Here is a 24884-nt window from a genome sequence, read left to right on the forward strand (position 1 = left end):
CCTTCGGAGTATCAGGTGAAGATTGCCGAACGCTGGTTCGTGATGGCGGGCGTGGCCCTGCTGGGTGGAATCGCCCTCGCCGGGCTGATTGTGGCCATCTATGCGGCCTGGCTGTTTCATGACCTGCCCGACGCCTCGGAACTGGCCGACTATCGGCCGGCGACCGCGACGCGGGTCTACGCCGGCGACGGGACGCTGATCGGCGAATTCTCGGACGAGCGGCGCATCTATGTGCCCTATGAGCAGATCCCGCTTCCGGTGATTCAGGCCTTCCTCGCGGCCGAGGATCGGAATTTCTTCAACCACGGCGGCATCGATGTGGGCGGTCTGGGCCGGGCCATGTTCAAGAACGTTCTCAACGCGGCCACGGGGCGGCGGCTCGAGGGCGGCTCGACCATCACCCAGCAGGTGGCCAAGAACGTCCTGCTGACCAACGAGAGCAGCATCAACCGCAAGGTCAAGGAAGCCATCCTCGCCAACCGGCTTGAAGCCACCCTGACCAAGCAGCAGATTCTCGAGCTGTATCTGAACGAGATTTTCCTCGGCTACCGCTCCTATGGCGTGGCCGCGGCGGCCTACAACTATTTCGGCAAGTCGCTGAGCCAGCTGACGCCGGATGAGGCGGCCTTCCTGGCGGCCCTGCCCAAGGGGCCGAACAACTACCACCCCAAACGCCACCCCGAGGCCGCCCTCGGCCGCCGTAACTGGGTGCTGGGCGAGATGAACCAGAACGGCTTCATCGATGACGCCCAGCTGGCCACGGCCCTGGCCCGGCCCCTGTCGGCCCAGGATGCGCCGCGGCGGGCCCAGTACGCCGACGCTGACTTCTTCGTCGAGGAGGCGCGCCGCCAGGCCATCGCCCGCTTCGGCCAGGAAGAGGTCAATCGCGGCGGCTACTATATGCGGACCACGCTGGACCCGACGCTGCAGTCAGCGGCGCGCGACGCCCTGATGCGTGGGCTGGAGAACTACGATCGTCGCCACGGCTGGCGCGGGCCGTGGGGCAGGACCGACTTCGCCGAGGGCTGGCGCGAGACCGCCGTGCGCGGCCAGCGGCCGCCGGAACGCCGGGCCTGGGAGGCCGCGGCCGTTGAGTCCGTCGCCGGCAACAATGTCCGTATCCGCACCGCCCGCGACAACCGCTCCGGCGCCCTCGTCACCGCCGACGCCGCCTGGGCCAATGCCAACCGGCCGCTGCGCCGGGGCGACCTGATCTTCGTCGAGGCGCGGGGCGGACAGTACCTCTTGAAACAGGTGCCCAACGTCAACGGCGCCCTGGTGGCGATCGAGCCCCAGTCCGGCCGGGTGCTGGCCATGGTCGGCGGCTATTCCTACGCCCTGTCCAGCTTCAACCGCGCGACCCAGGCGAACCGCCAGCCGGGCTCCGCCTTCAAGCCCTTCGTCTATGCGGCGGCGCTGGAGGGCGACTATACGCCGGCCTCGATCGTGCTGGACGCGCCCATCAGTTTCGCCGGTGGTCCGAACGGCACGCGCTGGAGCCCCGAAAACTACAGCCGCGAATACTATGGACCGCAGAGCCTGCGGCGCGGACTGGAGCTGTCGCGCAACGTCATGACCGTGCGGCTGGCCGAGGACGTGGGCATGCGCAACGTCGTCGATCTGGCCCGCCGTATGGGCGTGTCCGACACCCTGCAGCCCAACCTGTCGGTGTCGCTGGGTGCGGGCGAGACCACGCCCTATCGCCTGACGGCCGCCTACGCCGCCTTCATCAACGGCGGGCGGCGGGTCGAGCCCTATCTGATCGAAATGGTCCAGGATCGGGACGGCGAGACCATCTTCCGGGCCGACCGGCGCCGCTGCCGCGACTGCGGCCGGGCCTTCAGCGGGCAGGAGTCGCCGCGGCTTGAGGGACGGGGGACGCAGGTGATCGATCCGGTCACCGCCTATCAGATCAGCTCGATGCTCGAAGGCGTGATCCAGCGCGGCACCGGTGCCAGCGCCCGCGGCCTCGGCCGCTGGGTCGGCGGCAAGACGGGCACGACCAACGAATACCGCTCCGCCTGGTTCGTCGGCTTCTCGTCGGACATCGTCGTCGGGGTGTTCATCGGCTTCGATGACAACCGGCCGCTGGGGTCTGGCGAGACCGGAGCCACCGGCCCGGTGCCCGTGTTCACCGAGTTCATGCAGGCCGCCCTGCGCGAGCGCCCGGCGCGGCCGTTCGTGCGTCCCCGCAATGCGGTCTTCCGCACGGTCAACGGCATCGAGGAGGCCTTCCGCCCCGGCACTGAACGCCGCCGCGAGGAAGAGGCCCCGGCGGAGGAAACCCCGATCGGGCCGCAGAACTACAATGAGGTGATCCGCCGCGAGGAGGAGGAGGCGTCGGGCCAGACGCCGTCCACCACCCCGGCCCCGCCCACGACGCCACCGGCACCGAAGAAGGAGCCGGCGGAGGATCTGAGCGGGCTCTACTGAGTGGCCAGTGGCTAGTGGCTAGTGGCTAGTGGCTGGCCACCGCTTCAGAGGCCGTGCTGGCAGCGTCGTCCTTCCGCCGACAGGGAGGCAGCAATCGCTAGCCACTAGCCACTGGCCACTAACCACTCTATGTCCGCGCCTCACCTTGTATCGCAGGAGTTCGCGATGAGACCGGATGTCGAGGCCATGAAGGCCGACATCGAGCAGAGCATCGCTCTGCTCAGGAGGCGTCTTTGACTGGGATGTCGCGCTTCGAAAACTTGATGAGCTGAACGCGCGGGTCGAGGACCCGACGCTGTGGAACGACCCCGAGGCGGCCCAGGCCGTTTCGCGCGACCGCTCGCGCCTGGCCGCCCAGATCGACACCGTCCGCGAGATGGAGACCGGTCTGGAGGAGGGCGTGATGCTCGCCGACATGGCCGATGAGGAAGGCGACGAGGCGACGCTGGAAGAGGCGCGTGCCTCGCTCAAGGCGATCAAGGATCGCGCCGGCCGCGCCGAGCTGGAAGCCCTGCTGTCCGGCGAGGCCGACGGCAATGACGCCTATCTGGAAGTGAACTCCGGTGCCGGCGGCACCGAGTCCTGCGACTGGGCCGGGATGCTGCTGCGGATGTATTCCCGCTGGGCCCGGGCCCACGGTTATGAGGTCGAGCTGGAGGCCGAGGAATCGGGCGACCAGGCGGGCATCAAGTCGGCCACCATCCTGATCACCGGGCCCAACGCCTATGGCTGGCTGAAGTCGGAATCGGGCGTGCACCGGCTGGTGCGCATCAGCCCGTATGACGCGGCGGCCAAGCGGCACACCTCCTTCGCCTCGATCGGGGTTTCGCCGGTGGTGGACGACGCCATCGAGATCGACATCAATCCCTCGGACGTGCGCACCGACACCTATCGCGCCTCGGGCTCGGGCGGTCAGCACATCAACAAGACGGACTCGGCGGTGCGTCTGACGCACATTCCGACCAATACGGTCGTGGCCTGCCAGGCCGGCCGGTCGCAGCACCAGAACCGCGAACAGGCGTGGAAGATGCTGCGGGCGCGTCTCTACGAACTGGAACTGCAGCGGCGTGAGGCGGCGGCCCAGGCCGTGGCCGATGCCAAGACCGACATCGGCTGGGGCCACCAGATCCGGTCCTACGTCCTGCAGCCCTATCAGATGGTCAAGGACCTGCGGACCAACGTCGAGACCTCGGACACCCAGGGCGTCCTGGACGGCGACCTGGACATGTTCATGGGCGCAGCCCTGGCAGCCAGGGTCGGCGAGACGCGCGGCAGCACCGTGGAATAGAAAAAGGCCCCGGATCGCTCCGGGGCCTTTTGTCTTTCAGACCTGATGGATCAGGCCGAAGGACCCTTCATGTCGATGATCTGCGGCGCGGGCTCGTGCGCGGCGGGACGCGGGGCCGGCGTCGGAGCCGGGGCCTCGCGGCGGCCTTGCAGGACGCGGCCCTGGAAATAGGCACCGATGTCGATCGACATCTGTTCGGCGGTGATGTCGCCGTCGACATAGGCGGTGGCGATCAGTTTGACCTGCTTGCCCGAGATGCCGCCGACGATACGGCCGCGAACCTCGACATAGTCGGCCGAGACATTGCCCTCGACGGCGCCGGTTTCACCGACGATCAGCCGGCCGACGCGGACGTCGCCCTTGATCGAGCCGTCGATCTGCAGATCGCCGCCACCGGTGATGCCGCCCTCGAACTGGAGATCGGCCGACAGGGTCGACAGACCGCGGGGGCTCGGCGCGGCCGGAGAGGCGGCGCGGGCAGGGGCCGCCGACGAACCGCCCGGCATGGGCAGATCGGGCAGCGGCGGGATGGATGAACCGTTGTCAGCGCGGGGCTGGGGCGACGGGGCGGGGGATTTAGTCTTGTTGAACAAGTTGGTCTCCGGCTCTCATGAAGCGGGCGGGGTTTTGGGGGCGGCCGTTCATCCACACTTCATAGTGCAGATGCACGCCCGTGGAGCGTCCTGTGGTTCCCATGGCGCCGACACGCTGGCCGAGCGTGATCCGCTGGCCGGGCTGGACAGCAGTGGCGTTCAGGTGGGCGTAGCGCGTCTTGAAACCGCGACCATGATCTATCTCAACGGTGTTGCCATACCCTGAACGAACGCCGACGAAAGACACGATCCCGGGCGCCGGGGCGTAGATGGGCGTGTTCAGCGGGGCCGCGAAGTCCTGACCCTGATGCAGGGCGGGGCGGCCGTTGAACGGGTCGAAGCGGACGCCGAAGCCGGAGGTGGTGCGGGCCTGGGTCGGGCGGCGGAAGGGCATGCCCTCCGCGGCATTGGCCAGCGAGCGCATGTCGGACAGATTGTCCGCGGCGTGCCGGATGCGCACGGCGAAGGCCTCATCCACATCCAGAACGGCGGCCAGGGCCCGGGGATCGCGCGCCTCGACCAGCGGCCCGCCCAGCGCGGCGTCATGCGGGGTGTAGGCGGCCGGGTTCAGGCCGGCGAGGCGGAAGGCCAGCCGCAGCCGTTCGGCGCGGGTCTGGGCCTCGGTCTCGGCGCGGGCGATCAGCCGCTCCTGGTCCATGCGCACGGCGATCATCCGCTGGACCGGCGAAGAGCGATCGGGATTGAGGGCCGGGGCGGGGCGCAGCGCCTGCTCGGCACCCTCGACGCCGCGGAACATGCCCATGACCTGGGTCAGGGCCGCGTGGCGGCGCTCGACCATCTGGGCCATTTCATCGAGCGAGCCGGTGGTGGCGGTCATGCGCACCACGGCGCTGTCCAGTCGGGCCTGCAGGTCGGCGTTCATCCGCTCGGAGGCGGCGCGGGCGCTGGCGACGGTTCGATCCGTCTGACTCTGCGCCACCATGTCGAAGATCATGCTGCCCGAGGCGAGGGCGGTCCAGCCGCCCAGCAGGACCGCGGCGACCGCGGCGGCCGCCTGTTTGCCGGGTGTCAGGGCCCAGGCGCGGACGGACTCGCCATCGCGCAGGTAGAGATATCGGGTCGGAAACCACTTTCCGATCAGAGACCGCCTGACAGTCGGCTCTTGTTCGGTCATCACGCAACGCCCCCAGAACGTACGACGAGGGGTTATGCGCCATGGTCCAGCTTGGGTACAAGTGTGTTCACGTCTTGTTAACCACGCTGAATGGTGTTCACGCGAAGAACGACGGTATTCAGTCCGATTATTCGCTTGTGAGGCGAGTCTGCGAATCTATGGAACGCCGGTTACATCTCCGGCGGTGTCGGTTCAGAGAGATTCGACCGCCGCCAAAACTTCCGCAGCGTGACCCTTGACTGACACCTTGCGCCAGACGCGCCGTACGACGCCGGCGCCGTCGATCAGGAAGGTGGCCCGTTCGATGCCCATGTATTCGCGGCCGTAGAGCTTCTTCTCGACCCAGACGCCCCAGGCCTCGGTCACGTCCTCGGGTTCGTCGGAGGCAAGGATGACCTTGAGGTCGTATTTGGTCCGGAAGCGGTCGAGCTTCTTCACCGGGTCACGGGAGACGCCGATGACGGTCGCGCCCGCCGCGGCAAAGGCGTCGATGTGCTCGGAGAAGTCCCGCGCCTCATTGGTGCAGCCCGGCGTGTCGGCCTTCGGATAGAAATAGAGCACGACCTTGCGGCCCTTGAGCCCGTCGAGGGACACGCGGCCGCCGTCGGCCGTGGCCATGTCGAACGCGGGAGCTTTCGAACCTTCGGTGATGTCAGTCATTGCGGGCTTTCAAACGGGACGGACGAGGACGATCTTCTTCTTGCCGGCGGCCAGTTTGAGCACGCCGTCGGCATTGACGTCGGACGCCTCGATCAGCCGGGCGCCATCGGCGATGGCGGTGTCGTTCAGACGCAGGCCGCCGCCCTGGGCCAGACGGCGGGCCTCGCCGTTGGAAGCGGTCAGGCCGGCCTTTGTGGTCAGGGACGCGATCATGGCACCGATCACTTCGTCCGCGGGCAGTTCGACGGTGGGAAGGCCCGCCGACGTTTTGCCGTCCTCGAAGGCCAGCTTTGCCGTTAGTTGGGCAGCCAAGGCTTCAGTTTCGCCATGCAGAAGCGTGGTGGCCTCTGTGGCCAGCCGGATCTTCGCATCATTGATGCCGGCGCCCTCAAGCACCTCCAGCCGGGCGATCTCATCGAGCGGCAGGTCCGTGAACAGGCGCAGGAATTTGCCCACGTCGGCATCGTCGACGTTGCGCCAGAACTGCCAGTAGTCGTACGGCGACAGCTGTTCGGCGTTCAGCCAGACGGCACCCTGGGCCGTCTTGCCCATCTTGCCGCCGGAGGCGGTGGTCAGCAGGGGGGTGGTCAGGCCGAAAGCGGCCTTCTGGTCCACGCGGCGCACCAGATCCACGCCCGAGACGATGTTGCCCCACTGGTCGGAGCCGCCCATCTGCAGGGTGCAGCCATGGGCGCGGTTCAGCTCGAGGAAGTCCACCGACTGCATCAGCATGTAGTTGAACTCGAGGAAGGTCATCGGCTGTTCGCGTTCCAGCCGCAGCTTGACCGAGTCGAAGGCCAACATCCGGTTGATTGTGAAATGCGTGCCGTATTCGCGCAGGAATTCGACATAGCCGTAGGTCGACAGCCACTGGTCGTTGTCGAGCAGGATGGCGTCGGTCGGGCCGTCGCCGAAGGTCAGGAATTTTTCGAACACCGTCTTGATGGAGGCAATGTTCGACTGGATGGTCTCGTCGGTCAGCTGGGGACGCGAGGCATCCTTGCCGGTCGGGTCGCCGACCTTGGTCGTGCCGCCGCCCATCAGGACGATGGGCTTGCCGCCGGCCTGCTGCAGCCGGCGCAGCATCATGATCTGGATCAGGCTGCCGACGTGCAGCGACGGTGCAGTGGCGTCGAAGCCGATGTAGCCGGTGACCACGCCGTCGGCGGCCGCCGCGTCGAGCTCGGCCGGGTGGGTGATCTGATGGATGTAGCCGCGCGCCTGGAGGGTTCGCAGGAAGTCGGACTTGAAATTCTGGTCGCTCATGGCGGCTCCGTTAGCAGGGATGCCGGCGGGCGTCATGGGAGTTTGCGCGCCGGTGTGGGCGGCGCGTGGGTTCGCTGGCCGCTCGTCAGATCGAGAGGCGGTAATACAGGCCGGGAGTGATGGCGCGGGCGAACATGAGCCTTGGCGTAGCCGTCACCGTTGACCGGCGTCAAGGGCGCGCTATCGAAGGAGGATGCTGGTCACCCTCAAGCCGCACCCGGACACGCCGGGACCCGCGATCGAGATTGCCGTCGAGGTACTGCGCCCCCGCACGGCCGGCGTCGCGCTACGCTACCTTATGTCCGGCGATGTCTCCCGGGTCGTCCTGCCCGCGTCCGTCCGGCCGTCGCAGGCCGACGAACTGTGGCGGACGACCTGTTTCGAGGCCTTTATCGAGAAGCCCGGCGGCGGCTACTGCGAACTCAACCTCTCGCCGACCGGGCGGTGGGCGGCCTACGAATTCACGGGCTATCGGGAAGGCATGCACGGCCACGCGGGCGTCGAGAAGCGCGACCCGCGGCGGGTGCAGGACGAGACGAGTTTCGGCCTCTGGGCCACCTTTGATCTGGACCGTGTGCTCGGCGACCAGCCGAGGCCATGGCGTATGGGCCTGTCGGCGGTCATTGAAGATGTCGACGGCGGCATCTCCTACTGGGCCCTGGCCCATCCGCCCGGTAAGCCGGACTTCCACCATCCCGACTCTTTCGCCCTGACCCTGCCGCCCCCGGAGCCCGCATGAAATTCGGCATCGACCGCCTGCTGACCGAGCCCGCGCTCCAGGCCGATCTGAAGGGCCGCCGTGTCGCCCTGCTGGGGCATCCGGCCTCGGTGACGGCCGACCTGACGCATTCGCTGGATGCGCTGATGGCCTGTCCCGACCTGAACGTCACGGCGGCCTTCGGGCCGCAGCACGGCATGCGGGGCGACCTGCAGGACAATATGATGGAGAGCCCGGACTTCACCGATCCGCGGCACGGGATTCCGGTGTTCAGCCTCTACGGCGAGGTGCGGCGGCCGAGCGGGCAGGCGATGGGGACGTTCGACGTCCTGCTGGTCGACATGCAGGACCTGGGCTGCCGCATCTACACCTTCGTGACGACGCTGCTCTATGTGCTCGAAGAGTCGGCGAAGCACGGCAAGGCGGTCTGGGTGCTGGACCGCCCCAACCCCGCCGGCCGGCCGGTCGAGGGCACCACCCTGCTGCCGGGTTGGGAAAGCTTCGTGGGGGCCGGGCCGATGCCGATGCGGCACGGCATGACCCTGGGCGAGATGGGCCGCTGGTTCATCGACCACTTCAAGCTGGATGTGGAATACCGGGTCATTGAGATGGAGGGCTGGGCACCGGATCAGGGGCCGGGCTTCGGCTGGCCGATCGGCGAGCGCAGCTGGATCAACCCCAGCCCCAATGCCGCCAACCTGTCGATGGCGCGGGCCTATGCCGGCACGGTGATGCTGGAGGGGACGACCCTGTCCGAGGGGCGCGGCACGACCCGGCCGCTGGAGCTGTTCGGGGCCCCGGACATCGACGCCCGCGCGGTGATCGCCGAGATGCAGGCCTTTGCGCCGGCGTGGCTGGAGGGCTGTCGCCTGCGCGACTGCTGGTTCGAGCCGACCTTCCACAAGCACGTGCACCAGCTTTGCAACGGTGTGCAGATCCACGTCGACGACCGGGCCTATGACCATGCGGCGTTCCGGCCGTGGCGGCTGCAGGCGCTGGGCTTCAAGGCGATCCGTCGGCTGTATCCGGACTACGCCCTGTGGCGCGACTTCCCGTACGAATACGTCTTCGACAAACTGGCCATCGACGTGATCAACGGCGGGCCGGGGCTTCGCGAATGGGTGGACGATCCGGCCTCGACGCCGGCCGATCTGGAGGCGCTGGCCGGACCGGACGAGGCGGCGTGGGTGGAGCTGCGGCGGCCGTATCTGCTCTACTGATGGTCGTACGTTCGCCGTAATCGGCGGCTGTTCTCGTCTGCCGGGGAGGACATCATGATCGCACTACTGCTAGCAGCGCTTTTGGCTTTTCAGGAGCCCGCAACGCTGAGCCCCGAGGCTCGCGCCCTGATCGCGCCGGTGGCGGAGGCGATCGCCGCGGAAGAGGCGAGGCAGGCGGCGTTGCCGCCAGCGGCCAACGATCGCGAGCGGCTGGAACGGATGGGCGTGCTGGACCAGGTGGGTCGCCGCGCCTTGAATCCTATCGATCTCACTCTGCTTCCGGAGTCAGAGCGCGCGGCGGCCAACTCCGCGATGTGGGCGCCGCTGGTGGCGACGGATGAGCGATTGATGGCCGAGCTTCTGACCATGGTGCCGCCCGAAGGCTGGTTCCTGAAGAGCGCCTATGGCGAGCAGGCCGCCAGCGCCGCCTTCCTGATCGTGCAGCACTCGGATCTCGAGAACTGGCGGCGCTTCGTGCCGATTCTGGAGCCGCTGGTGGCGGCGGGCGAGGTCGACGGGCAGTCGTACGGGTTGATGTATGACCGTCTGGCCCAAAACGAGGGCAGGCTGCAGCGCTACGGCACGCAGGTGACCTGCAAGGCCGGCAAATGGGTAATCGACCGGGAGAATCTGGAAGACCCGGATAACGCGGACGCACGTCGACGTGAAATGGGCTTCCGCTGGACATTGGCGGAATACGAACAGGTATTCGCCAACCACCCGCCGTGCGAGGTCGGGCGCTAGGCCGTCAGGCGACCTAGGCCGGCTTTTCCGTCAGCCGCTTGTCCAGATAGGCCCCGACGCGGGTGTCGACGGCGCCGATGTGGTCCTGCCAGAAATGGGTCGCGCCCTCTTCCAGCTCATAGTCGATGATGATGCCCTTCTGGGTGCGCAGCTTGTTGACCACGCGCTCGACCTCGACCGGCGGGACGACGGTGTCATTGGTGCCGTGCAGGAACAGGCCCGAGGCCGGGCAGGGGGCCAGGAAGCTGAAGTCGTACATGTTCGAGGGCGGCGAGACCGAGATGAAGCCGTCGGTCTCGGGGCGGCGCATCAGCAGCTGCATGCCGATATAGGCGCCGAACTGATAGCCGGCGACCCAGGTCTGGGAGGCGCCGGGGTTGTTGGACTGGAGCCAGTCGAGGGCGGTGGCCGCATCGGCCAGCTCGCCGATGCCGCTGTCGAACTCGCCCTGCGACTTGCCGACGCCGCGGCTGTTGTAACGCAGCGTCGCGAAGCCGCGCTTCTGGAACAGCTGGTAGAGGGTCACGGTGACCGGGTTGTTCATATGCCCGTTCGCCTTGGGGTGCGGATGCAGGATCAGGGCGATCGGCGCGTTCGGGCGTTTGCCGGGCGAGTAGCGGCCTTCGATACGGCCAGAGGCGCCGGGCAGGATGACTTCAGGCATATGCGTCGAATTCCGTGTTCAACTGTCGTTTCGCAACTGCGTAATACTTGACTGCAGGGGTAGGACTTTCTAAGTCCCCCGTGCGCGCCGACGCCTTTGTGAAGGCGCGGGTTCTAGCACAGGACCCCCGAAAAGCGCGCGATTTTTGAAGGTGTGCGATGCGTCTGTCGACCAAGGGACGATACGCCGTGATGGCGATGGCCGATCTGGCCCGGAACGGCCATGCCGACGGCGTGGTCCGGGCGGTGTCGCTGGCCGAGATTGCGACGCGTCAGGAGATTTCCCTCAGCTATCTGGAACAGCTGTTCGCGCGGCTGCGGAAGGGCGGCCTGGTGCAGAGCGTGCGCGGTCCGGGCGGCGGCTACCGGCTGGCCAAGGGCGCGCATGAGACGGTGGTGGCCGAGATCGTGCTGGCCGTCGACGAGCCCATCCGCGCCACCCGCTGTATCGGTCATTCGTCGCCCAAGGGCTGTATGATGGCCGGCGAGCGCTGCATCACCCACAATCTCTGGGAGGATCTCGGCGACGAGATCCATCGCTATCTGGCCGGGGTGTCGCTGGAGGATGTGGTGATGAACCGCACCGGGGCGCGGCGCCGGACCAGTGTATCGGACGCCGGGACCGGCATCGGAGTGGCGGCGTGAGCGGCATCTATCTGGACTACAATGCCTCGGGCCTCGTCCGGCCCGAGGTTCAGGTGGCGATGGCCGAGGCCTTGGCCGACGGCGGCAACCCCAATGCGGTCCATGCGGCCGGGCGGCGGGCGCGGGCGCGGGTCGAGACGGCTCGGGCCCGGGTGGCCGATCTGGTCGGGGCTGATCCGACGGCGGTGGTCTTCTCCAGCGGCGGCACGGAGTCGAACGCCCAGGCGGTGGCCAGCGCCATCGCGGCGGGCTGCGAGCGGCTGATCGTCAGCGCCACCGAACATCCCTGCGTGGCCGAGGCGGCCAACGTCAGCGGTGTGCCGGTCGAGATCCTGCCGGTCGATGCGAACGGCGTGGTCGATCTGGTCTGGCTGGCTGCCGCGCTGGGACGTCCGGGCCGGGCGCTGGTGGCCATCCACCATGCGAACAATGAGAGCGGTGTGATCCAGCCGATCGCCGAGGCGGCGGCTCTGGTGCGGGCGGCCGGCGGCTGGCTGCACGTCGACGCCATCCAGACGGCGGGCAAGATCCCGGTCGACATGCGTACCCTGGGTGCCGACACCCTGACCCTGTCGGCGCACAAACTGGGCGGGCCCCAGGGCGTGGGCGCGCTGATCTCGAAGGACGGCGCGCCGATCGTCCGCACCCTGCACGGGGCGGGGCAGGAGCGGGGGTTGCGCGCCGGCACGGAGAATGTACCCGGCATCGCCGGCTTCGGCGTCTCGGCTGACTGCGCGGCGCGCGACCTGTCCGAGGCCATGGCCCATGTGGCCTGGCGCGACGCGGCCGCTGACGCCGTCGCAGCCGCCGGGGCGATCATCATCGGCGGGGCGGCCGAGCGCCTGCCCAACACCCTGTTCATGGCCGTCGAGGGCTGGGACAGCCCGCAGCAGTTGATCACCCTCGACCTGCAGGGCGTCATGGTCTCGGCGGGCAGCGCCTGTTCCTCGGGCAAGACCAAGCCGTCCAAGACCATCATGGCCATGGGTCTGGACCATCTGGCCACCGGCGGCGTGCGCGTCTCGGGCGGCTGGGGCACGACCCGGGAGGATTGGGAGCGGTTCGCCGCCGCCTGGGTCGAGGCCTATGCCAAACACCGCGTGCGCACTGCCGAGCGCCAGAAAGCCGACGCTTGATGGCCGCTGTCCAGAAGACCATCGACGCCGTCGCCGCGCTGGAGAAGTACGAGCACGGCTTCACCTCGGACATCGAGATGGAATACGCCCCCAAGGGGCTGAGCGCCGACATCGTCCGCTTCATCTCCGAGAAGAAGGGTGAGCCGGAATGGATGCTGGAATGGCGTCTGGCCGCCTATGAGCGCTGGCTGGCGATGGAGGAGCCGACCTGGGCGTCGGTGAAATACACGCCGGTCGACTATCAGGACCTGTTCTACTACGCCGCGCCGAAGGAGAAGGCGGGGCTGAAGTCGCTGGACGAGGTCGATCCGGAGATCCTCGCCATCTACGCCAAGCTGGGCATCCCGCTGAAGGAGCAGGAAGTGCTGGCGGGCGTCGAGGGCGCGGCGCGCTACGCCGTCGACGCGGTGTTCGACAGCGTCTCGGTGGTCACCACCTTCAAGGCAGAGCTGGCGAAAGTGGGTGTGATTTTCATGCCGATTTCCGAGGCCTTGCGCGAACATCCTGAGCTGGTGCGCAAATATCTGGGGTCGGTGGTGCCGGTCTCGGACAACTATTTCGCGGCCCTGAACAGCGCTGTCTTCAGCGACGGCTCGTTCGTCTACATCCCGCCGGGCGTGAAATGCCCGATGGAGCTGTCGACCTATTTCCGCATCAATGCGAGCCAGACGGGGCAGTTCGAACGCACCCTGATCATCGCCGACAAGGGCAGCTACTGCTCCTATCTGGAGGGCTGCACGGCCCCGATGCGCGACGAGAACCAACTGCACGCTGCGGTGGTCGAACTGGTGGCGCTGGACGACGCCGAGATCAAATATTCGACGGTCCAGAACTGGTACCCCGGCGACGCCGAGGGCAAGGGCGGCATCTACAACTTTGTCACCAAGCGCGCCGACTGCCGCGGCGACCGGTCGAAGGTGTCATGGACCCAGGTCGAGACCGGCTCGGCCGTGACGTGGAAATATCCGTCCTGCATCCTCAAGGGCGAGGAGAGCTCGGGCGAATTCTATTCGATCGCCATCACCAACGGGCATCAGCAGGCCGACACCGGCACCAAGATGATCCATCTGGGCAAGAATTCGAAGAGCCGGATCATCGCCAAGGCGGTCTCGGCGGGCAAGTCGGACTCGACCTATCGCGGCCTGGTCTCGGTGCATCCCAAGGCGACGGGGGTGCGCAACTTCACCCAGTGCGACAGCCTGTTGATCGGCAAGGACTGCGGCTCGCACACCGTGCCCTACATCGAGGCCCGCAACGGCTCGGCCCAGCTTGAGCATGAGGCGACGACGACGCGCCTGTCGGATGACCAGCTGTTCTATGCGCAGCAGCGCGGCCTGTCGCAGGAGGAGGCGGTGGCCCTGCTGGTCAACGGCTTCGTCCGCGACGTGATGCAGAAGCTGCCGATGGAGTTTGCCGTCGAGGCGCAGAAGCTGGTGGCGATCTCGCTGGAGGGGTCGGTCGGATGACCCCCCACACTCCGTCATCCTCGGGCTTGTCCCGAGGACCCATGGTACGGCATGCTCACAACCATGAGCAGAGAGCGCGTCCTGATCGCCGTCTACATCATGACCAACGCGCCGTACGGCACGCTGTACGTTGGGGTGACGAGCAATCTGTACAAGCGCGTCTATCAGCATCGCGAGGGAACGTTCGGCGGCTTCACCAGCAAATACGGGCTGAAGCGGCTGGTTTGGTACGAGACCTTCGAGTTCATGACCACTGCGATCAAGCGCGAGAAGTCGATCAAGCGGTATCTGCGCGACTGGAAGATCAATCTGATCGAGCGCGACAATCCGCATTGGGAAGACCTGTCGCTGGACTGGAATCGCCCGGCGGTGTGGACGCACGGGCCGACGGACGAGTAGCTCTCTCCAGCATTCCCCTCATCCGTCATCCTCGGGCTTGTCCCGAGGACCCATCGTTCCTCGGCGTGGCTGGTTCGTGCTTGCCGCACAAGTTCACGAACACTGACCTACGGTACGTGCACGCTGACAAATGGGTCCTCGGGACAAGCCCGAGGATGACGGAATTTAAGGTGGCGATCAGTCTGGAAGGGAGCGTGGGGTGACATTTCCCAGCACCGAAATCGACAAAATCGGACTCGAGCTTCATGAGCTTGCCAAGGCATATGCCGAAAAAGCGGCAGGGCTGGCGGCTGACCCGTATTTTCGCGACGCGATAATGAAAGCGGCCGTCTCCGGCTTTGTCTGGGCTCTCTATGACGCGTTCGACGACCGCGGCCGTGCCGTCCTCGCTGAGGAACTTGTCGAGCAAACCAATGCGGTCCGCCGCGCCGTTGATCCCACCGAATTGGCTAACTGAATGCTGTCGATCCAGAACCTCCACGTTTCCGTCGGCGACAAGCCGATCCTCAAGGGCCTGACGCTCGACGTTCCGGCGGGCGAGGTGCACGCCATCATGGGGCCGAACGGGGCCGGCAAGTCGACGCTGGGCTACGCCGTGGCCGGACGGCCCGGCTATGAGGCGACCGAGGGCGGCGTGTCGTGGAAGGGCGAGGACCTGCTGGGTCTGGAGCCGGCCGAGCGAGCGGCGAAGGGCGTCTTCCTGTCGTTCCAGTATCCGATCGAGATCCCCGGCGTTCCGGCTCTGACCTTCGTGCGCACGGCCCTGAATGCGCAGAAGCGCGCGCGCGGCGAGGAGGAGGTCTCGGCCCCGAATTTCCTCAAGCTGGTCAAGGCGGCGGCGACGGCGCTGAAGATGGATTTCGACATGTTGAAGCGGCCGCTCAATGTCGGCTTCTCGGGCGGCGAGAAGAAGCGGATGGAGATCCTGCAGATGGCCCTGCTGGAGCCGTCGCTGCTGATCCTCGACGAGACGGATTCCGGCCTCGACATCGACGCCCTGCGGATCGTGTCGGAAGGCGTCAACGCCCTGCGCAGTCCCGACCGCGCCATGCTGGTGATCACCCACTATCAGCGGCTGTTGGACTACATCAAACCCGACCGGGTGCATGTGCTGGCCGCGGGCCGGATCGTGGCCTCGGGCGGGCCGGAACTGGCGCTTCAGCTCGAGGCCGAGGGCTACGACAAATATGCGATGGAGGCGGCGTGAACGCCCTGCCGCTCATCGATCTGAAGGACGCCTCCAGCTTCCCTTCGCGCCGGGTCGAGGCCTGGAAATACAGCGACCTCAGGAAATACCTGCGCGACGCCCCCGCGCCTTCGCCGTCGGCGACGGTGCCGCTGGCCGGCGGCGGGCCGTTCGAGGCGCTGGGCGGCGAGGCCATGGTGTTCGTCAACGGCCGTGCCGTGGGCGAGCCCACCCTGTCGGTCTCCGGCGACAAGACGGTGCGTCTTCGCCTGATCTCGCGCGCCGAGGGGACGGGCCACGCCCTGACGGCGCGCATCTCGGTGCGGGCCGGGGCGAAGCTGCTGCTGCTGGAGAGCCACGAGGGCGAGGGTTCAGCCTGGGTGGCGAACAACCGGCTGGAGCTGGATGTGGCGCGCGGTGCCGAAGTGACCCGGATCGTGCTGGCCGACGAGCCGGCGGATGCGATCTCGATCACCCAGGCCCAGGTCCGGGTGGAGGCGGGCGGCTTCTACCGCCAGACCATTCTGACGACTGGCGCCAAGCTGCAACGGCTCGAGACCCAGGTGGCCCACGGGGCGAAGGGCGCGGATGTGCGGCTGGACGGGGTCTATGTGCTGTCGGGCGAGCGGCAGGCGGACCTGACGACGGTGGTCGACCATGTGGCCGCGGATGGTGTCACCAGCCAGCTGACCAAGGGCGTGGTACGCGACACGGCGCGCGGCGTCTTCCAGGGCAAGATCGTCGTCGAACGCGGCGCGGACGGCACCGATGCGCGCATGGGCCATCATGCCCTCATCCTCGGCGAACGGGCCGAGGTGGACGCCAAGCCCGAGCTGGAGATCTACGCCGACGACGTTCAGTGCGCGCACGGCAATACGGTCGGAAATCTGGACGAGAGCGCCCTGTTCTACATGCAGCAACGCGGCATCCCCGCGGACGAGGCGCGGGCGCTTCTGACCGAGGCCTTCCTCATCGAGGTCGTGGACCGGATCGCGCACGAAGGCGCGAGAGAGGTGGTGCGGGCATGGCTGACGGATCGCCTGTGACCCTGTTTGACCCCTATGCGGCGCGTGCGCAGTTCCCGATCCTGTCTCGGACGGTGAACGGCAAGCCGCTGGTCTATCTGGACTCGGCCGCCTCGGCGCAGAAGCCGCGGGCGGTGATCGACGCCCTGACGACGGCGATGGAGCACTCCTACGCCAACGTCCATCGCGGCCTGCACACCCTGGCCAATGAGACGACCGAGGCCTTCGAGGCGGCACGCGAGAGCATGGCGCGGTTCCTGAATGCGGAAAGCCCTGAGCAGATCATCTGGACCAAGGGCGGGACCGAGGCGATCAATCTGGTCGCGGCGGGTCTCGGCCAGTCGATCCAGCCGGGCGACGAGATCGTCGTCACCCAGATGGAGCATCACGCCAATATCGTGCCCTGGCACATGCTGCGCGAGCGCTTCGGTGCGGTGCTGAAATGGGCTCCGGTGACCGGCGCGGGTGCCCTGGACATGCCGGCGCTGGCGGCCCTGATCGGGCCGCGGACCCGCCTCGTTGCTGTGACCCATATGTCCAATGTTCTGGGCACGGTGAACGATGTGCGCGCCATCGCGGATATGGCCCATGCGGCCGGGGCGCTGATCCTTGTCGACGGCTGCCAGGGGGCGGTGCACTGCAGCCCCGACGTCCAGGCGCTGGGTGCCGACTTCTATGTCTTCACCGGTCACAAGCTGTTCGGCCCGACCGGCATCGGTGGGCTGTACGGCAAGCGCGCGGTGCTGGAGGCCCTGCCGCCTTACCAGGGCGGGGGCGAGATGATCGCCACGGTGACCGAGGAGGCCGTGTCCTATGCGGGCCTGCCGCACCGGTTCGAGGCCGGCACGCCGCCGATCCTCGAGGCCATCGGCCTCGGCGCAGCGATCAACTGGATGCAGCAGTTCGACGCCAATGCGGTGCGGGCCCATGAGCAGGCCCTGATGGACCGGTTGCGCGAGCGACTCGACGGCCGGAACTGGCTGACCGAGATCGGCACGGCGAAGGGGAAGGGGGCGATCTTCACTTTCACCGTCGAGGGGGCCCATGCCCATGACATCGCCCAGGTGATGGACCGCTACGGCGTGGCCGTGCGGGCCGGCCTGCACTGTGCCGAGCCCCTGTCGCGCCGGTTCGGGCTGACGTCGAGCGCCCGCGCCAGCTTCGCCCTATATAACACCCTCGAGGACGCCGACGCCTTCGCCGACGCCCTGATCAAGGCCCGTGAGTTCTTCGCATGAGCGACCCGACGACCGAAAAGACCGACAGCGCGGCCTTCGCCGAAGCCTGGGACGCGCCGCAGAAGAGCGCCCTGGCCCAGGCCGAGATCGACCGGATGACGGACGATATCATCGAGGCGCTGAAGTCGGTGTTCGACCCGGAGATCCCGGTAGACATCTATGAGCTGGGGCTGATCTACAAGGTCGACCTGTCCGACGATCGCGATGTGGTGGTCGAGATGACCCTGACGGCACCGGGCTGCCCCGTGGCCGGCGAGATGCCGATCTGGGTCGAGCAGGCGGTGATGAAGGTCGACGGCGTGAAGTCGGCGCGCGCGGAGCTGACCTTCGATCCGCCGTGGGACGCCTCGAAGATGAGCGACGAGGCCAAGCTGGCCCTGAACATGTTCTGATGGACCGTCCGATGACCGAGCTTCAGACCACGCCCCGTCCGCGTCGCCCGCGCCCCGCTGTCGTCACCCTGACCGAGGCCGCGGCCGAGCGGGTGCGCGCCCTGACCGAGGCCGGCGGACACAAGGCGCTGCGCGTCGGGCTGAAGAATGCGGGCTGCGCGGGGCAGGAATACACCTTCGCCTTCGCCGACGAGCTCGGCCCGCTGGACGAGGTGGTGGTCGACAAGGGCGCGACCATCGTCGTCGATCCCAAATCGATCCTGTTCCTGATCGGATCCGAGCTCGACTACGAGACGACGAAGCTGGCCTCGAAATTCGTCTTCCGGAACCCGAACCAGACGGATGCCTGCGGCTGCGGCGAGAGCGTCACCATCATTCCCGCGAAGGCGCTGGAAGCCGACTGATGATCCGACTGGATGGAGTGACGAAGCGCTTCCGGAGCGCGGCGGGCGAGCGCGTGGCGCTGGACGCGGTCGATCTGACCGTGGCCGCCGGCGAGGTGTTCGGCGTGGTCGGCCGGTCGGGCGCCGGCAAGTCGACCCTGATCCGGACGATCAATCTGCTGGAACGTCCCGACGCCGGAACGGTGACTGTCGACGGTCGTGAGATTACGGCGCTGGGACCTGCGGAGCTGCGGGCTGCGCGGCGACGGATCGGCATGATCTTCCAGCATTTCAACCTGCTGAACGCAAAGACGGTGGCCGAGAACGTCGCCTTCCCGCTGCGCCTGGAGGGGCGGCCGGCGGCCGAGGTCGATCGGCGGGTCGCGGACCTGCTGGAGCAGCTGGGCCTGTCCGAGCATGGGAAGAAGCATCCGGCGCAGCTGTCGGGCGGGCAGAAGCAGCGGGTCGGCATCGCCCGGGCCCTGGCCTGCGAGCCGGGGGTGCTGCTGTGCGACGAGGCGACCAGTGCGCTGGACCCCGAGACGACCGACGAAATCCTGTCGCTGCTCGACCAGCTGAATCGCGACCTGAAGCTGACCATCGTCCTGATCACCCACCAGATGGAGGTGGTGCGCCGCGTCTGCGACCGGGTGGCCGTGCTCAAGGACGGGCGGGTGGTGGAGCAGGGGGCGACGGCCGATGTCTTCCTGCATCCGCAACACGCCGCCACCCGCGCCATGCTGGCCGAGGGGGAGGACGGGTTCGAGACCGCCGATGTGCCGCCGGGCGGCCGACTGGCGAAGCTGACGTTCCGGGGCGGTTCGACCTATGAGCCCGAACTGAGCCGCGTCGCGCGGTCGGTGGGGGTGGACTATTCGATCCTGTCGGGCCGGATCAGCCGCATCCGCGGCGAGCCTTACGGCCAGTTGGTTGTGGCCTTCACGGGCGGCGATGCGGAGGCGGCGGTGGCGCAGCTGACCGCGCGTGGCGTCACGGTGGAGGGCGTGTGATGGAAGCCTTCTTCGTCAACATTGACTGGCCCGAGATTGCGCGGGCGAGCCGCGACACCCTGCTGATGCTGGGCGGATCGATGGCCCTGACGGTGCTGTTCGGCATTCCGCTGGGTGTGCTGCTTTACCTCTCCGGCAAGGGCCGGCTGGCCGCCAATCCGTTGGTCAATGCGGTGCTGTCGCTGGTCGTCAACATCCTGCGGTCGGTGCCCTTCATCATCCTGCTGATCGTCATGCTGCCGGTGACGGTGCTGCTGGTCGGGACGTCGCTGGGCGTGGCGGGTGCCATTCCGCCGCTGGTCGTCGGGGCCGCGCCCTTCTATGCGCGCCTGGTCGAGACGGCGCTGCGCGAGGTCGACAAGGGGGTGGTCGAGGCGACCCAGGCCATGGGCGGTTCGACCTTCCAGATCGTCACCCGCGCCCTGCTGCCGGAGGCCATGCCCGGCATCCTCGCCGGGGCGACCGTCACCGCCATCGCCCTGGTCAGCTACACCGCCATGGCCGGGGTGGTCGGTGCGGGCGGCCTGGGCGACCTGGCCATCCGCTTCGGCTATCAGCGGTTCCAGACCGATGTCATGGTCGTGACCGTCGTTCTCCTGCTCCTGCTGGTGCAGGTCCTCCAGATGCTCGGTGACCGGCTGGTCGCCGCTGTTTCCCACCGCTGATCGCTCCCCCGAAAGGCCCGCCCATGATCCGCCGCTCGCTCCTGACCCTCGCCGCCGCTTCGCTGCTGCTCGCCGCCTGCGGACAGGGGGCCGCGAAGAAGGCCGACGCCGATGCGCCGCTGGTCGTCGGGGCGACCGCCGTGCCGCATGCGGAGATTCTGGAGCACATCAAGCCGCTGTTGGCGGCCGAGGGAATCCAGATCGAGATCAAGGTCTTCAATGACTATGTTCAGCCGAACACCCAGCTGGCCGAGGGCCGGCTGGATGTGAACTATTTCCAGACCAAACCCTATCTGGATGAGTTCAACGCCTCGCGCGGTTCGGACCTGGTCACGGTGGCCGGTGTGCACGTGGAGCCGCTGGGCGCCTATTCGCGCCGCTTCCGCACGCTGGCCGAACTGCCGGACGGGGCGCAGGTGGCGGTGCCGAACGACGCCTCCTCGATCGGCCGGTCGCTGATCCTGCTGCAGAAGGCCGGACTGATCCGGCTCAAGGACCCCTCCAACCCGCTGCAGACCCTGCGCGACATCATCGCCAACCCGAAGAACCTGCGCTTCCGCGAGCTGGAGTCCGCGACCCTGCCGCGGGTGCTGGACCAGGTCGACATGGCGGTGATCAACACCAACTACGCCCTGGACGCCGGCCTGAAGCCGCGCACCGACGCCCTGGTGCTGGAAGGCGCCGACAGCCCGTATGTGAACTATCTGGTGGCGCGGTCGGACAACCGGACGGACCCGCGCATCGTTGCCTTGGCGGCCATGCTGCGCAGCCAGGCGGTCAAGGATTTCATCGCGCAGAAATACGACGGCGCGGTGATCCCGGCGGCCTGATCCCAAGCGCCGGTCCGCGCCTGGATGTATTGATCGATTTGACGATTTCCTGGCGAGTTTGATCAGGATGTTTGATCAGTTTGACACAGGACCGGCACTGGCCCGACGGACCTCATCCGGCGCCAGCACCCGCACCGCCGGTGTGACCGGCTGACCGGTCGCCTCAGCAACCAGCTCGGCGGTCTTGCCTTCGACGGCGGCTTCAAGCCGGGCGAGGAACTCCTCCTTGCCCAGTCCGGTGGGGATTGGATCGAGGAACTCCAGCGTCGCGGTCCCCGGGTTCTTGCGGAATTCCTCCTGCGGCCAGAACAGGCCGAGGTTGGTGGCCAGGGGCACCACCGGCATGTCGAAGTCGCGGTACATGTGCCAGACGCCGGAGCGGTAGCGGAACTTCTCTCCCACCTTCGCCAGATTGCCCTCGGGATAGATCAGGATCCTGCGGCCGGCGGCGTGGGCGTCAGCGGAACGGTGCTTCAACGCCTCACGCGCTTCACGCCCGCCGCAGTTGTTGACGACGATGGCACCCAGTTTGCGCAGCACGGTTCCCAGCAGCGGGAATTTCTCCAGATGGTCGCCGGTGACGAAGGCGAGGTCGTCGAACTGGTCGTAGGTGGCGAAGCCGTCGCCCCAGCTCTGGTGCTTGGACGCGATGATGAAGGCTCCGGCCGGCAGTCGTTCACGACCGCGGACCTCGATCCGGATTCCGGCGAAAACACGCATGGCCTGCACCATCCGCTTCACATAGCGGCGGATGATCCAGCTGGTCGCGCCTCGCCCGGGTGCCAGGGCCGCGAAGGCTGCCGCCGAGGCATAGAGGATGGACAGGAGCCAGTAGGCGACGTTGAAGGCGAGGCTGCGCATCGGTCCACTATGACGCGAAACGACCGGGACGAAAGGCCTCAGGCTGCCTGTTCGAGACGGTCGGCGCTGGTGACCCGGTTCCGGCCAGCGTGTTTGGAGGCGTAGAGCGCCGCGTCGGCGCGATCCAGCAGTGCAGAGGCCGTCTCGCCCGGACGGCGCCGCGCAAATCCGGCGGACAGGGTCACGGCCCCGAGTTCATCGTCCGTCGAACGGCGACGCAGCGAGCGGGAGCCGATCTCCTTGCGGACGGCCTCCAGCGCGCTCTCGACCTGGCCGAGAGATTCGTTCGGGAAGATCATCGCGAACTCCTCGCCGCCGTATCGGGCTGCGATGCGAGGGTCCTTGGCCACCCGGCCCATGACGCTGGCGACATAGCGGAGCACCTGGTCGCCGGTCTGATGGCCCCAGGTGTCGTTGAACCGCTTGAAGTGGTCGATATCGAGCACGGCCAGCGTCAGGGCGCCGTCCTCCGCGTCCGCCCGGGTGCAGGCGGCTTCCAGATGTTCGTCGAACGCCTTGCGGTTGGCCAGATTCGTCAGGGCGTCGGTCATGGCGTCGCGGCGCACCTGTTCGAGGTGCTCGCGCAGACGGGCGACCTCGCGGGTCGAAGCGTCGAGCCGCTTCTCCAGCGTCTCGTTCTCGCTCTGGACCTTGCGGGTGGCCGAGGTCAGTCCGGTGACGATGGCCTGCAGTCCGGCCCCGTCGCCGACGGACTCAATGCTGGTGGCGGCCTGGTCGAGGGTCTCGCCGTAGGCGGCCTGTGATTTGTGCGCCTTGGAGATGGCCTCAGAGACGCTGGACAGCTCACGGTCCAGAACGCGACCGGCGTCGCGAATTTCCTCGGTCAGCCGCCCGCGCGGCAGATACTCGGCGGCCAGCATATCCGCCGTCGCTTCGGTGAACGGCTCGGCCGCCGCCAGGATGCGTTTGATTTCACGGCCGAGCGGCCCTTCGGGATCGCCCAGGTAGTGGACCCAGATCTCGAAATTCAGCGGGGTCGGCCAGACGCCCGCCGATTCCATCGCCTCAATGACCCGACGCGCCAGACCGTAGGCCTCAGGTCCCCGAAGAGTGGTTTCGAGCTGAGCCGCCATACGTAATCATTCCCCGCCGGGCCGCTCCGGGGCGACCGATTTCGCGGGTAACGCTATGCGGGGTTCCGTAACGACGGGTTAAATCCGGTTCGGTGACCGTCGATTTGGGAGATATTTCAGCCCTTGATCGACACCGGGCGGCGCAGGAAGGCGGGGATGTCGCCTTCGCCGAACGGACGACCGTTCGACCGCTGCGGCTCCGCATTCGCATTGTCTCCACGACGGTCCGACTGCCGCAGGTGGGTTTCCTGCACGGGTCGGTCCTGGGACGGGGTTGCAGTGCCCGGAGTCGCCGGGGTGGGGGCCGCAGCGGCAACGGCCGGGGCGACGATCGCTTCGGCGCCCTCGGCGTTTTCCGTCGCAGCCGATCTGGAACCACGGCGGCTGCGCGTCCGGCGCGGCTTGGGCGTATCCGCCGTCAGGGTCCCGGTCGCGGGGGCCTCGAAAGCGGCTTCGGTCATCGCCGGCTCGGCGGTGGGCACGGGCGCGACGACCTCGGCGGGCGCTGCCGTCGCGTCCTGCGGCGTTTCGCGAGGGCCTCGACCCCGGCCGCGGGCGGGTGCCCGTTCGGGGCGATCCGAATCACGACGCGGCTGGGCCTTGCCCGGCGAGAAGTCGACGCCGTCCAGCGTGAGCTCGATCGGATCCATCTTGATCAGCTTCAGGACCTTGTCGAGCGAGCGGTCATCCGCCGGCGTGACGATCATGAAGGTCTGGCCCAGCTTGCCCGCGCGGCCGGTGCGGCCGATGCGGTGGACGTAGTCGTCGGCGTGGTGCGAGACGTCGTAGTTGAAGACGTGGCTGACGTCGGGAATGTCCAGACCGCGGGCGGCGACGTCGGAGGCGACCAGCAGCTTGAGCTCGCCCGAGCGGAAGGCGGCCAGGGTCTTCATGCGCAGGGACTGGTCGAGGTCGCCGTGGATCGGGGCGGCGTCGAAACCATGCTGCTTCAGCGACTTGGCGACGACGTCGACTTCGGATTTACGGTTACAGAAGACGATGCCGTTGCGCACGTCGGCGCGGCCGATCAGGGCGCGCAGGGCGGCGCGCTTGGCCTTGGGATCGGTCGAGGGAATGCGGACCAGATACTGGGTGATGGTGTCGGCGGTCTGGGCCGGGCGCGAAGCCTCCAGTCGCGTCGGGTCCTTGAGGAACTGGGTCGTCAGCCGGGTGATCTCCGGCGGCATGGTGGCCGAGAAGAACAGGGTCTGCCGGCGCGGCGGCGTCAGTTTGAAGATGCGCTCGATGTCGGGGATGAAGCCCATGTCGAGCATGCGGTCGGCTTCGTCGATGACCATGATCTCGACGCCGTTGAGCATGACCTTGCCGCGTTCAAACAGGTCCAGCAGGCGGCCGGGTGTGGCGATCAGGACGTCGACGCCCTTGTTCAGCAGGGTCACCTGGTCACCCATGGAGACGCCGCCGATCAGCAGGGCCCAGCTGAGTTTGGTGCCCTTGGCGTATTTCTCGAACGAGGAGGCGACCTGGTCGGCCAGTTCGCGGGTCGGGGCCAGAACGAGGGCGCGCGGCATGCGGGCCTTGGCCCGGCCCGACGCGAGGCGGTCGATCATCGGCAGGGTGAAGGCGGCGGTCTTGCCGGTGCCGGTCTGGGCGATCCCGAGTACGTCGCGTCCCGCGAGGGCGACCGGGATGGCGGCAGCCTGGATCGGGGTGGCGGTGGTGTAGCCGGTATCAGCAACGGCTTTGAGAGTCGTGGCCGAGAGGCCCAGCTGGGAGAATTCGGTCATGGGTCCTTGGGACTGGTAAGGACGGCCCGCGCATCGGGTCGTCGTGCGATGTCGCGGAACCGCCCTGTCTCTGGGCGAGCGGGCGG

26 protein-coding genes are annotated in these 24884 nt (G+C 67.5%); 18 read left to right on the forward strand and 8 right to left on the reverse strand.

Annotated features, from left to right (window positions below; translation table 11 throughout):
- Positions 1–42 precede the first annotated feature (42 nt).
- Positions 43–2433 carry a penicillin-binding protein 1A gene (locus tag KB221_06595; GenBank protein ID WIY70877.1) on the forward strand — a complete coding sequence of 797 codons (2391 nt, stop codon included), beginning with the start codon at positions 43–45 and terminating at the stop codon, positions 2431–2433.
- Positions 2434–2598: 165 nt separating this feature from the next.
- Positions 2599–3721, forward strand: a protein-coding gene (gene prfB / locus KB221_06600; protein ID WIY70686.1) for a peptide chain release factor 2 whose coding sequence is annotated in 2 segments (ribosomal slippage) — positions 2599–2667 and positions 2669–3721 — 1122 coding nt in all. Because the reading frame shifts where the segments join, the coding sequence is not laid out codon by codon here.
- Between the two features lie 50 nt (positions 3722–3771).
- Here prfB and KB221_06605 read toward each other — a convergent pair.
- From KB221_06605 to tyrS, 4 genes are all read right to left on the reverse strand, one after another.
- The gene (locus KB221_06605) at positions 3772–4314 is read right to left on the reverse strand and encodes a polymer-forming cytoskeletal protein (protein ID WIY70687.1); all 543 of its coding nucleotides are present in this window, start codon (positions 4312–4314) and stop codon (positions 3772–3774) included.
- Complete coding sequence (locus KB221_06610; GenBank protein WIY70878.1) at positions 4298–5449, reverse strand: M23 family metallopeptidase; 1152 nt, start codon at positions 5447–5449, stop codon at positions 4298–4300. The genes KB221_06605 and KB221_06610 overlap by 17 nt, the downstream gene beginning before the upstream one ends.
- A gap of 192 nt (positions 5450–5641) precedes the next feature.
- Positions 5642–6109, reverse strand: coding sequence for a thioredoxin-dependent thiol peroxidase (bcp, locus tag KB221_06615; GenBank protein ID WIY70688.1), 468 nt, complete (start codon positions 6107–6109; stop codon positions 5642–5644).
- 9 nt (positions 6110–6118) lie between these two features.
- Positions 6119–7375 (reverse strand): tyrosine--tRNA ligase, encoded by a 1257-nt coding sequence (gene tyrS, locus KB221_06620; protein WIY70689.1) that lies wholly within the window; start codon positions 7373–7375, stop codon positions 6119–6121.
- A 193-nt stretch (positions 7376–7568) separates the two neighbouring features.
- Here tyrS and KB221_06625 point away from each other — a divergent pair, with 193 nt between their 5' ends.
- From KB221_06625 to KB221_06635, 3 genes are read left to right on the forward strand one after another with little or no spacing between them, the layout of a single operon-like run.
- Entirely contained in the window at positions 7569–8114 is a 546-nt protein-coding gene (locus KB221_06625; protein ID WIY70690.1) for a DOMON-like domain-containing protein, read from the forward strand.
- A complete protein-coding gene (locus KB221_06630) occupies positions 8111–9313 on the forward strand; it encodes a DUF1343 domain-containing protein (protein WIY70691.1) in 1203 nt (400 codons plus the stop codon). Before KB221_06625 ends, KB221_06630 begins: the two co-directional genes overlap by 4 nt.
- 54 nt (positions 9314–9367) lie before the next feature.
- Entirely contained in the window at positions 9368–10057 is a 690-nt protein-coding gene (locus KB221_06635) for a hypothetical protein (GenBank protein ID WIY70692.1), read from the forward strand.
- 13 nt (positions 10058–10070) lie between these two features.
- Here KB221_06635 and KB221_06640 read toward each other — a convergent pair whose 3' ends face one another.
- On the reverse strand, positions 10071–10721 hold the full coding sequence (locus tag KB221_06640) for an alpha/beta hydrolase (GenBank protein ID WIY70693.1): 651 nt from the start codon (positions 10719–10721) through the stop codon (positions 10071–10073).
- Positions 10722–10879: 158 nt separating this feature from the next.
- On the opposite strand from KB221_06640, the gene KB221_06645 reads away from it, so the two are divergent.
- The 13 genes from KB221_06645 to KB221_06705 all read left to right on the forward strand — a co-directional run bounded on the left by KB221_06645 (position 10880) and on the right by KB221_06705 (position 21095).
- Positions 10880–11365: an Rrf2 family transcriptional regulator gene (locus KB221_06645; protein ID WIY70694.1), complete on the forward strand. Its 486-nt coding sequence runs from the start codon at positions 10880–10882 to the stop codon at positions 11363–11365.
- The gene (locus KB221_06650) at positions 11362–12501 is read left to right on the forward strand and encodes a cysteine desulfurase family protein (GenBank protein WIY70695.1); all 1140 of its coding nucleotides are present in this window, start codon (positions 11362–11364) and stop codon (positions 12499–12501) included. The genes KB221_06645 and KB221_06650 overlap by 4 nt, the downstream gene beginning before the upstream one ends.
- Entirely contained in the window at positions 12501–13967 is a 1467-nt protein-coding gene (gene sufB, locus KB221_06655) for a Fe-S cluster assembly protein SufB (GenBank protein ID WIY70696.1), read from the forward strand. The genes KB221_06650 and sufB overlap by 1 nt, the downstream gene beginning before the upstream one ends.
- Positions 13968–14030: 63 nt before the next feature.
- Positions 14031–14366 carry a GIY-YIG nuclease family protein gene (locus tag KB221_06660; protein WIY70697.1) on the forward strand — a complete coding sequence of 112 codons (336 nt, stop codon included), beginning with the start codon at positions 14031–14033 and terminating at the stop codon, positions 14364–14366.
- A gap of 199 nt (positions 14367–14565) precedes the next feature.
- Positions 14566–14823, forward strand: a complete 258-nt coding sequence (locus KB221_06665) for a hypothetical protein (protein ID WIY70698.1) — start codon at positions 14566–14568, stop codon at positions 14821–14823.
- Positions 14824–15573: a Fe-S cluster assembly ATPase SufC gene (gene sufC, locus KB221_06670; protein ID WIY70699.1), complete on the forward strand. Its 750-nt coding sequence runs from the start codon at positions 14824–14826 to the stop codon at positions 15571–15573. It begins immediately after the preceding gene.
- Positions 15570–16598, forward strand: coding sequence for a Fe-S cluster assembly protein SufD (gene sufD, locus KB221_06675; GenBank protein WIY70700.1), 1029 nt, complete (start codon positions 15570–15572; stop codon positions 16596–16598). Before sufC ends, sufD begins: the two co-directional genes overlap by 4 nt.
- Positions 16577–17815 carry a cysteine desulfurase gene (locus KB221_06680; GenBank protein WIY70701.1) on the forward strand — a complete coding sequence of 413 codons (1239 nt, stop codon included), beginning with the start codon at positions 16577–16579 and terminating at the stop codon, positions 17813–17815. Before sufD ends, KB221_06680 begins: the two co-directional genes overlap by 22 nt.
- Positions 17812–18207 carry an SUF system Fe-S cluster assembly protein gene (locus KB221_06685; GenBank protein ID WIY70702.1) on the forward strand — a complete coding sequence of 132 codons (396 nt, stop codon included), beginning with the start codon at positions 17812–17814 and terminating at the stop codon, positions 18205–18207. The genes KB221_06680 and KB221_06685 overlap by 4 nt, the downstream gene beginning before the upstream one ends.
- Positions 18208–18218: 11 nt before the next feature.
- Complete coding sequence (locus KB221_06690; protein ID WIY70879.1) at positions 18219–18611, forward strand: iron-sulfur cluster assembly accessory protein; 393 nt, start codon at positions 18219–18221, stop codon at positions 18609–18611.
- Positions 18611–19600, forward strand: a complete 990-nt coding sequence (locus KB221_06695; protein ID WIY70703.1) for a methionine ABC transporter ATP-binding protein — start codon at positions 18611–18613, stop codon at positions 19598–19600. The genes KB221_06690 and KB221_06695 overlap by 1 nt, the downstream gene beginning before the upstream one ends.
- Entirely contained in the window at positions 19600–20265 is a 666-nt protein-coding gene (locus tag KB221_06700) for a methionine ABC transporter permease (protein WIY70704.1), read from the forward strand. Before KB221_06695 ends, KB221_06700 begins: the two co-directional genes overlap by 1 nt.
- A 23-nt stretch (positions 20266–20288) precedes the next feature.
- A complete protein-coding gene (locus tag KB221_06705) occupies positions 20289–21095 on the forward strand; it encodes a MetQ/NlpA family ABC transporter substrate-binding protein (GenBank protein ID WIY70705.1) in 807 nt (268 codons plus the stop codon).
- Positions 21096–21170: 75 nt separating this feature from the next.
- Here the strand turns inward: KB221_06705 and KB221_06710 are convergent, their stop codons facing one another.
- From KB221_06710 to KB221_06720, 3 genes are all read right to left on the reverse strand, one after another.
- Positions 21171–21956 (reverse strand): lysophospholipid acyltransferase family protein, encoded by a 786-nt coding sequence (locus KB221_06710; GenBank protein WIY70706.1) that lies wholly within the window; start codon positions 21954–21956, stop codon positions 21171–21173.
- A gap of 38 nt (positions 21957–21994) precedes the next feature.
- Complete coding sequence (locus KB221_06715; GenBank protein WIY70707.1) at positions 21995–23050, reverse strand: GGDEF domain-containing protein; 1056 nt, start codon at positions 23048–23050, stop codon at positions 21995–21997.
- A 116-nt stretch (positions 23051–23166) separates the two neighbouring features.
- Entirely contained in the window at positions 23167–24798 is a 1632-nt protein-coding gene (locus KB221_06720) for a DEAD/DEAH box helicase (protein ID WIY70708.1), read from the reverse strand.
- Positions 24799–24884: the final 86 nt, after the last annotated feature.

Origin of the sequence: Aquidulcibacter paucihalophilus (genome assembly GCA_030285985.1) — a bacterium.
In the GTDB taxonomy this organism is placed as follows: Bacteria; Pseudomonadota; Alphaproteobacteria; order Caulobacterales; family Caulobacteraceae; genus Brevundimonas.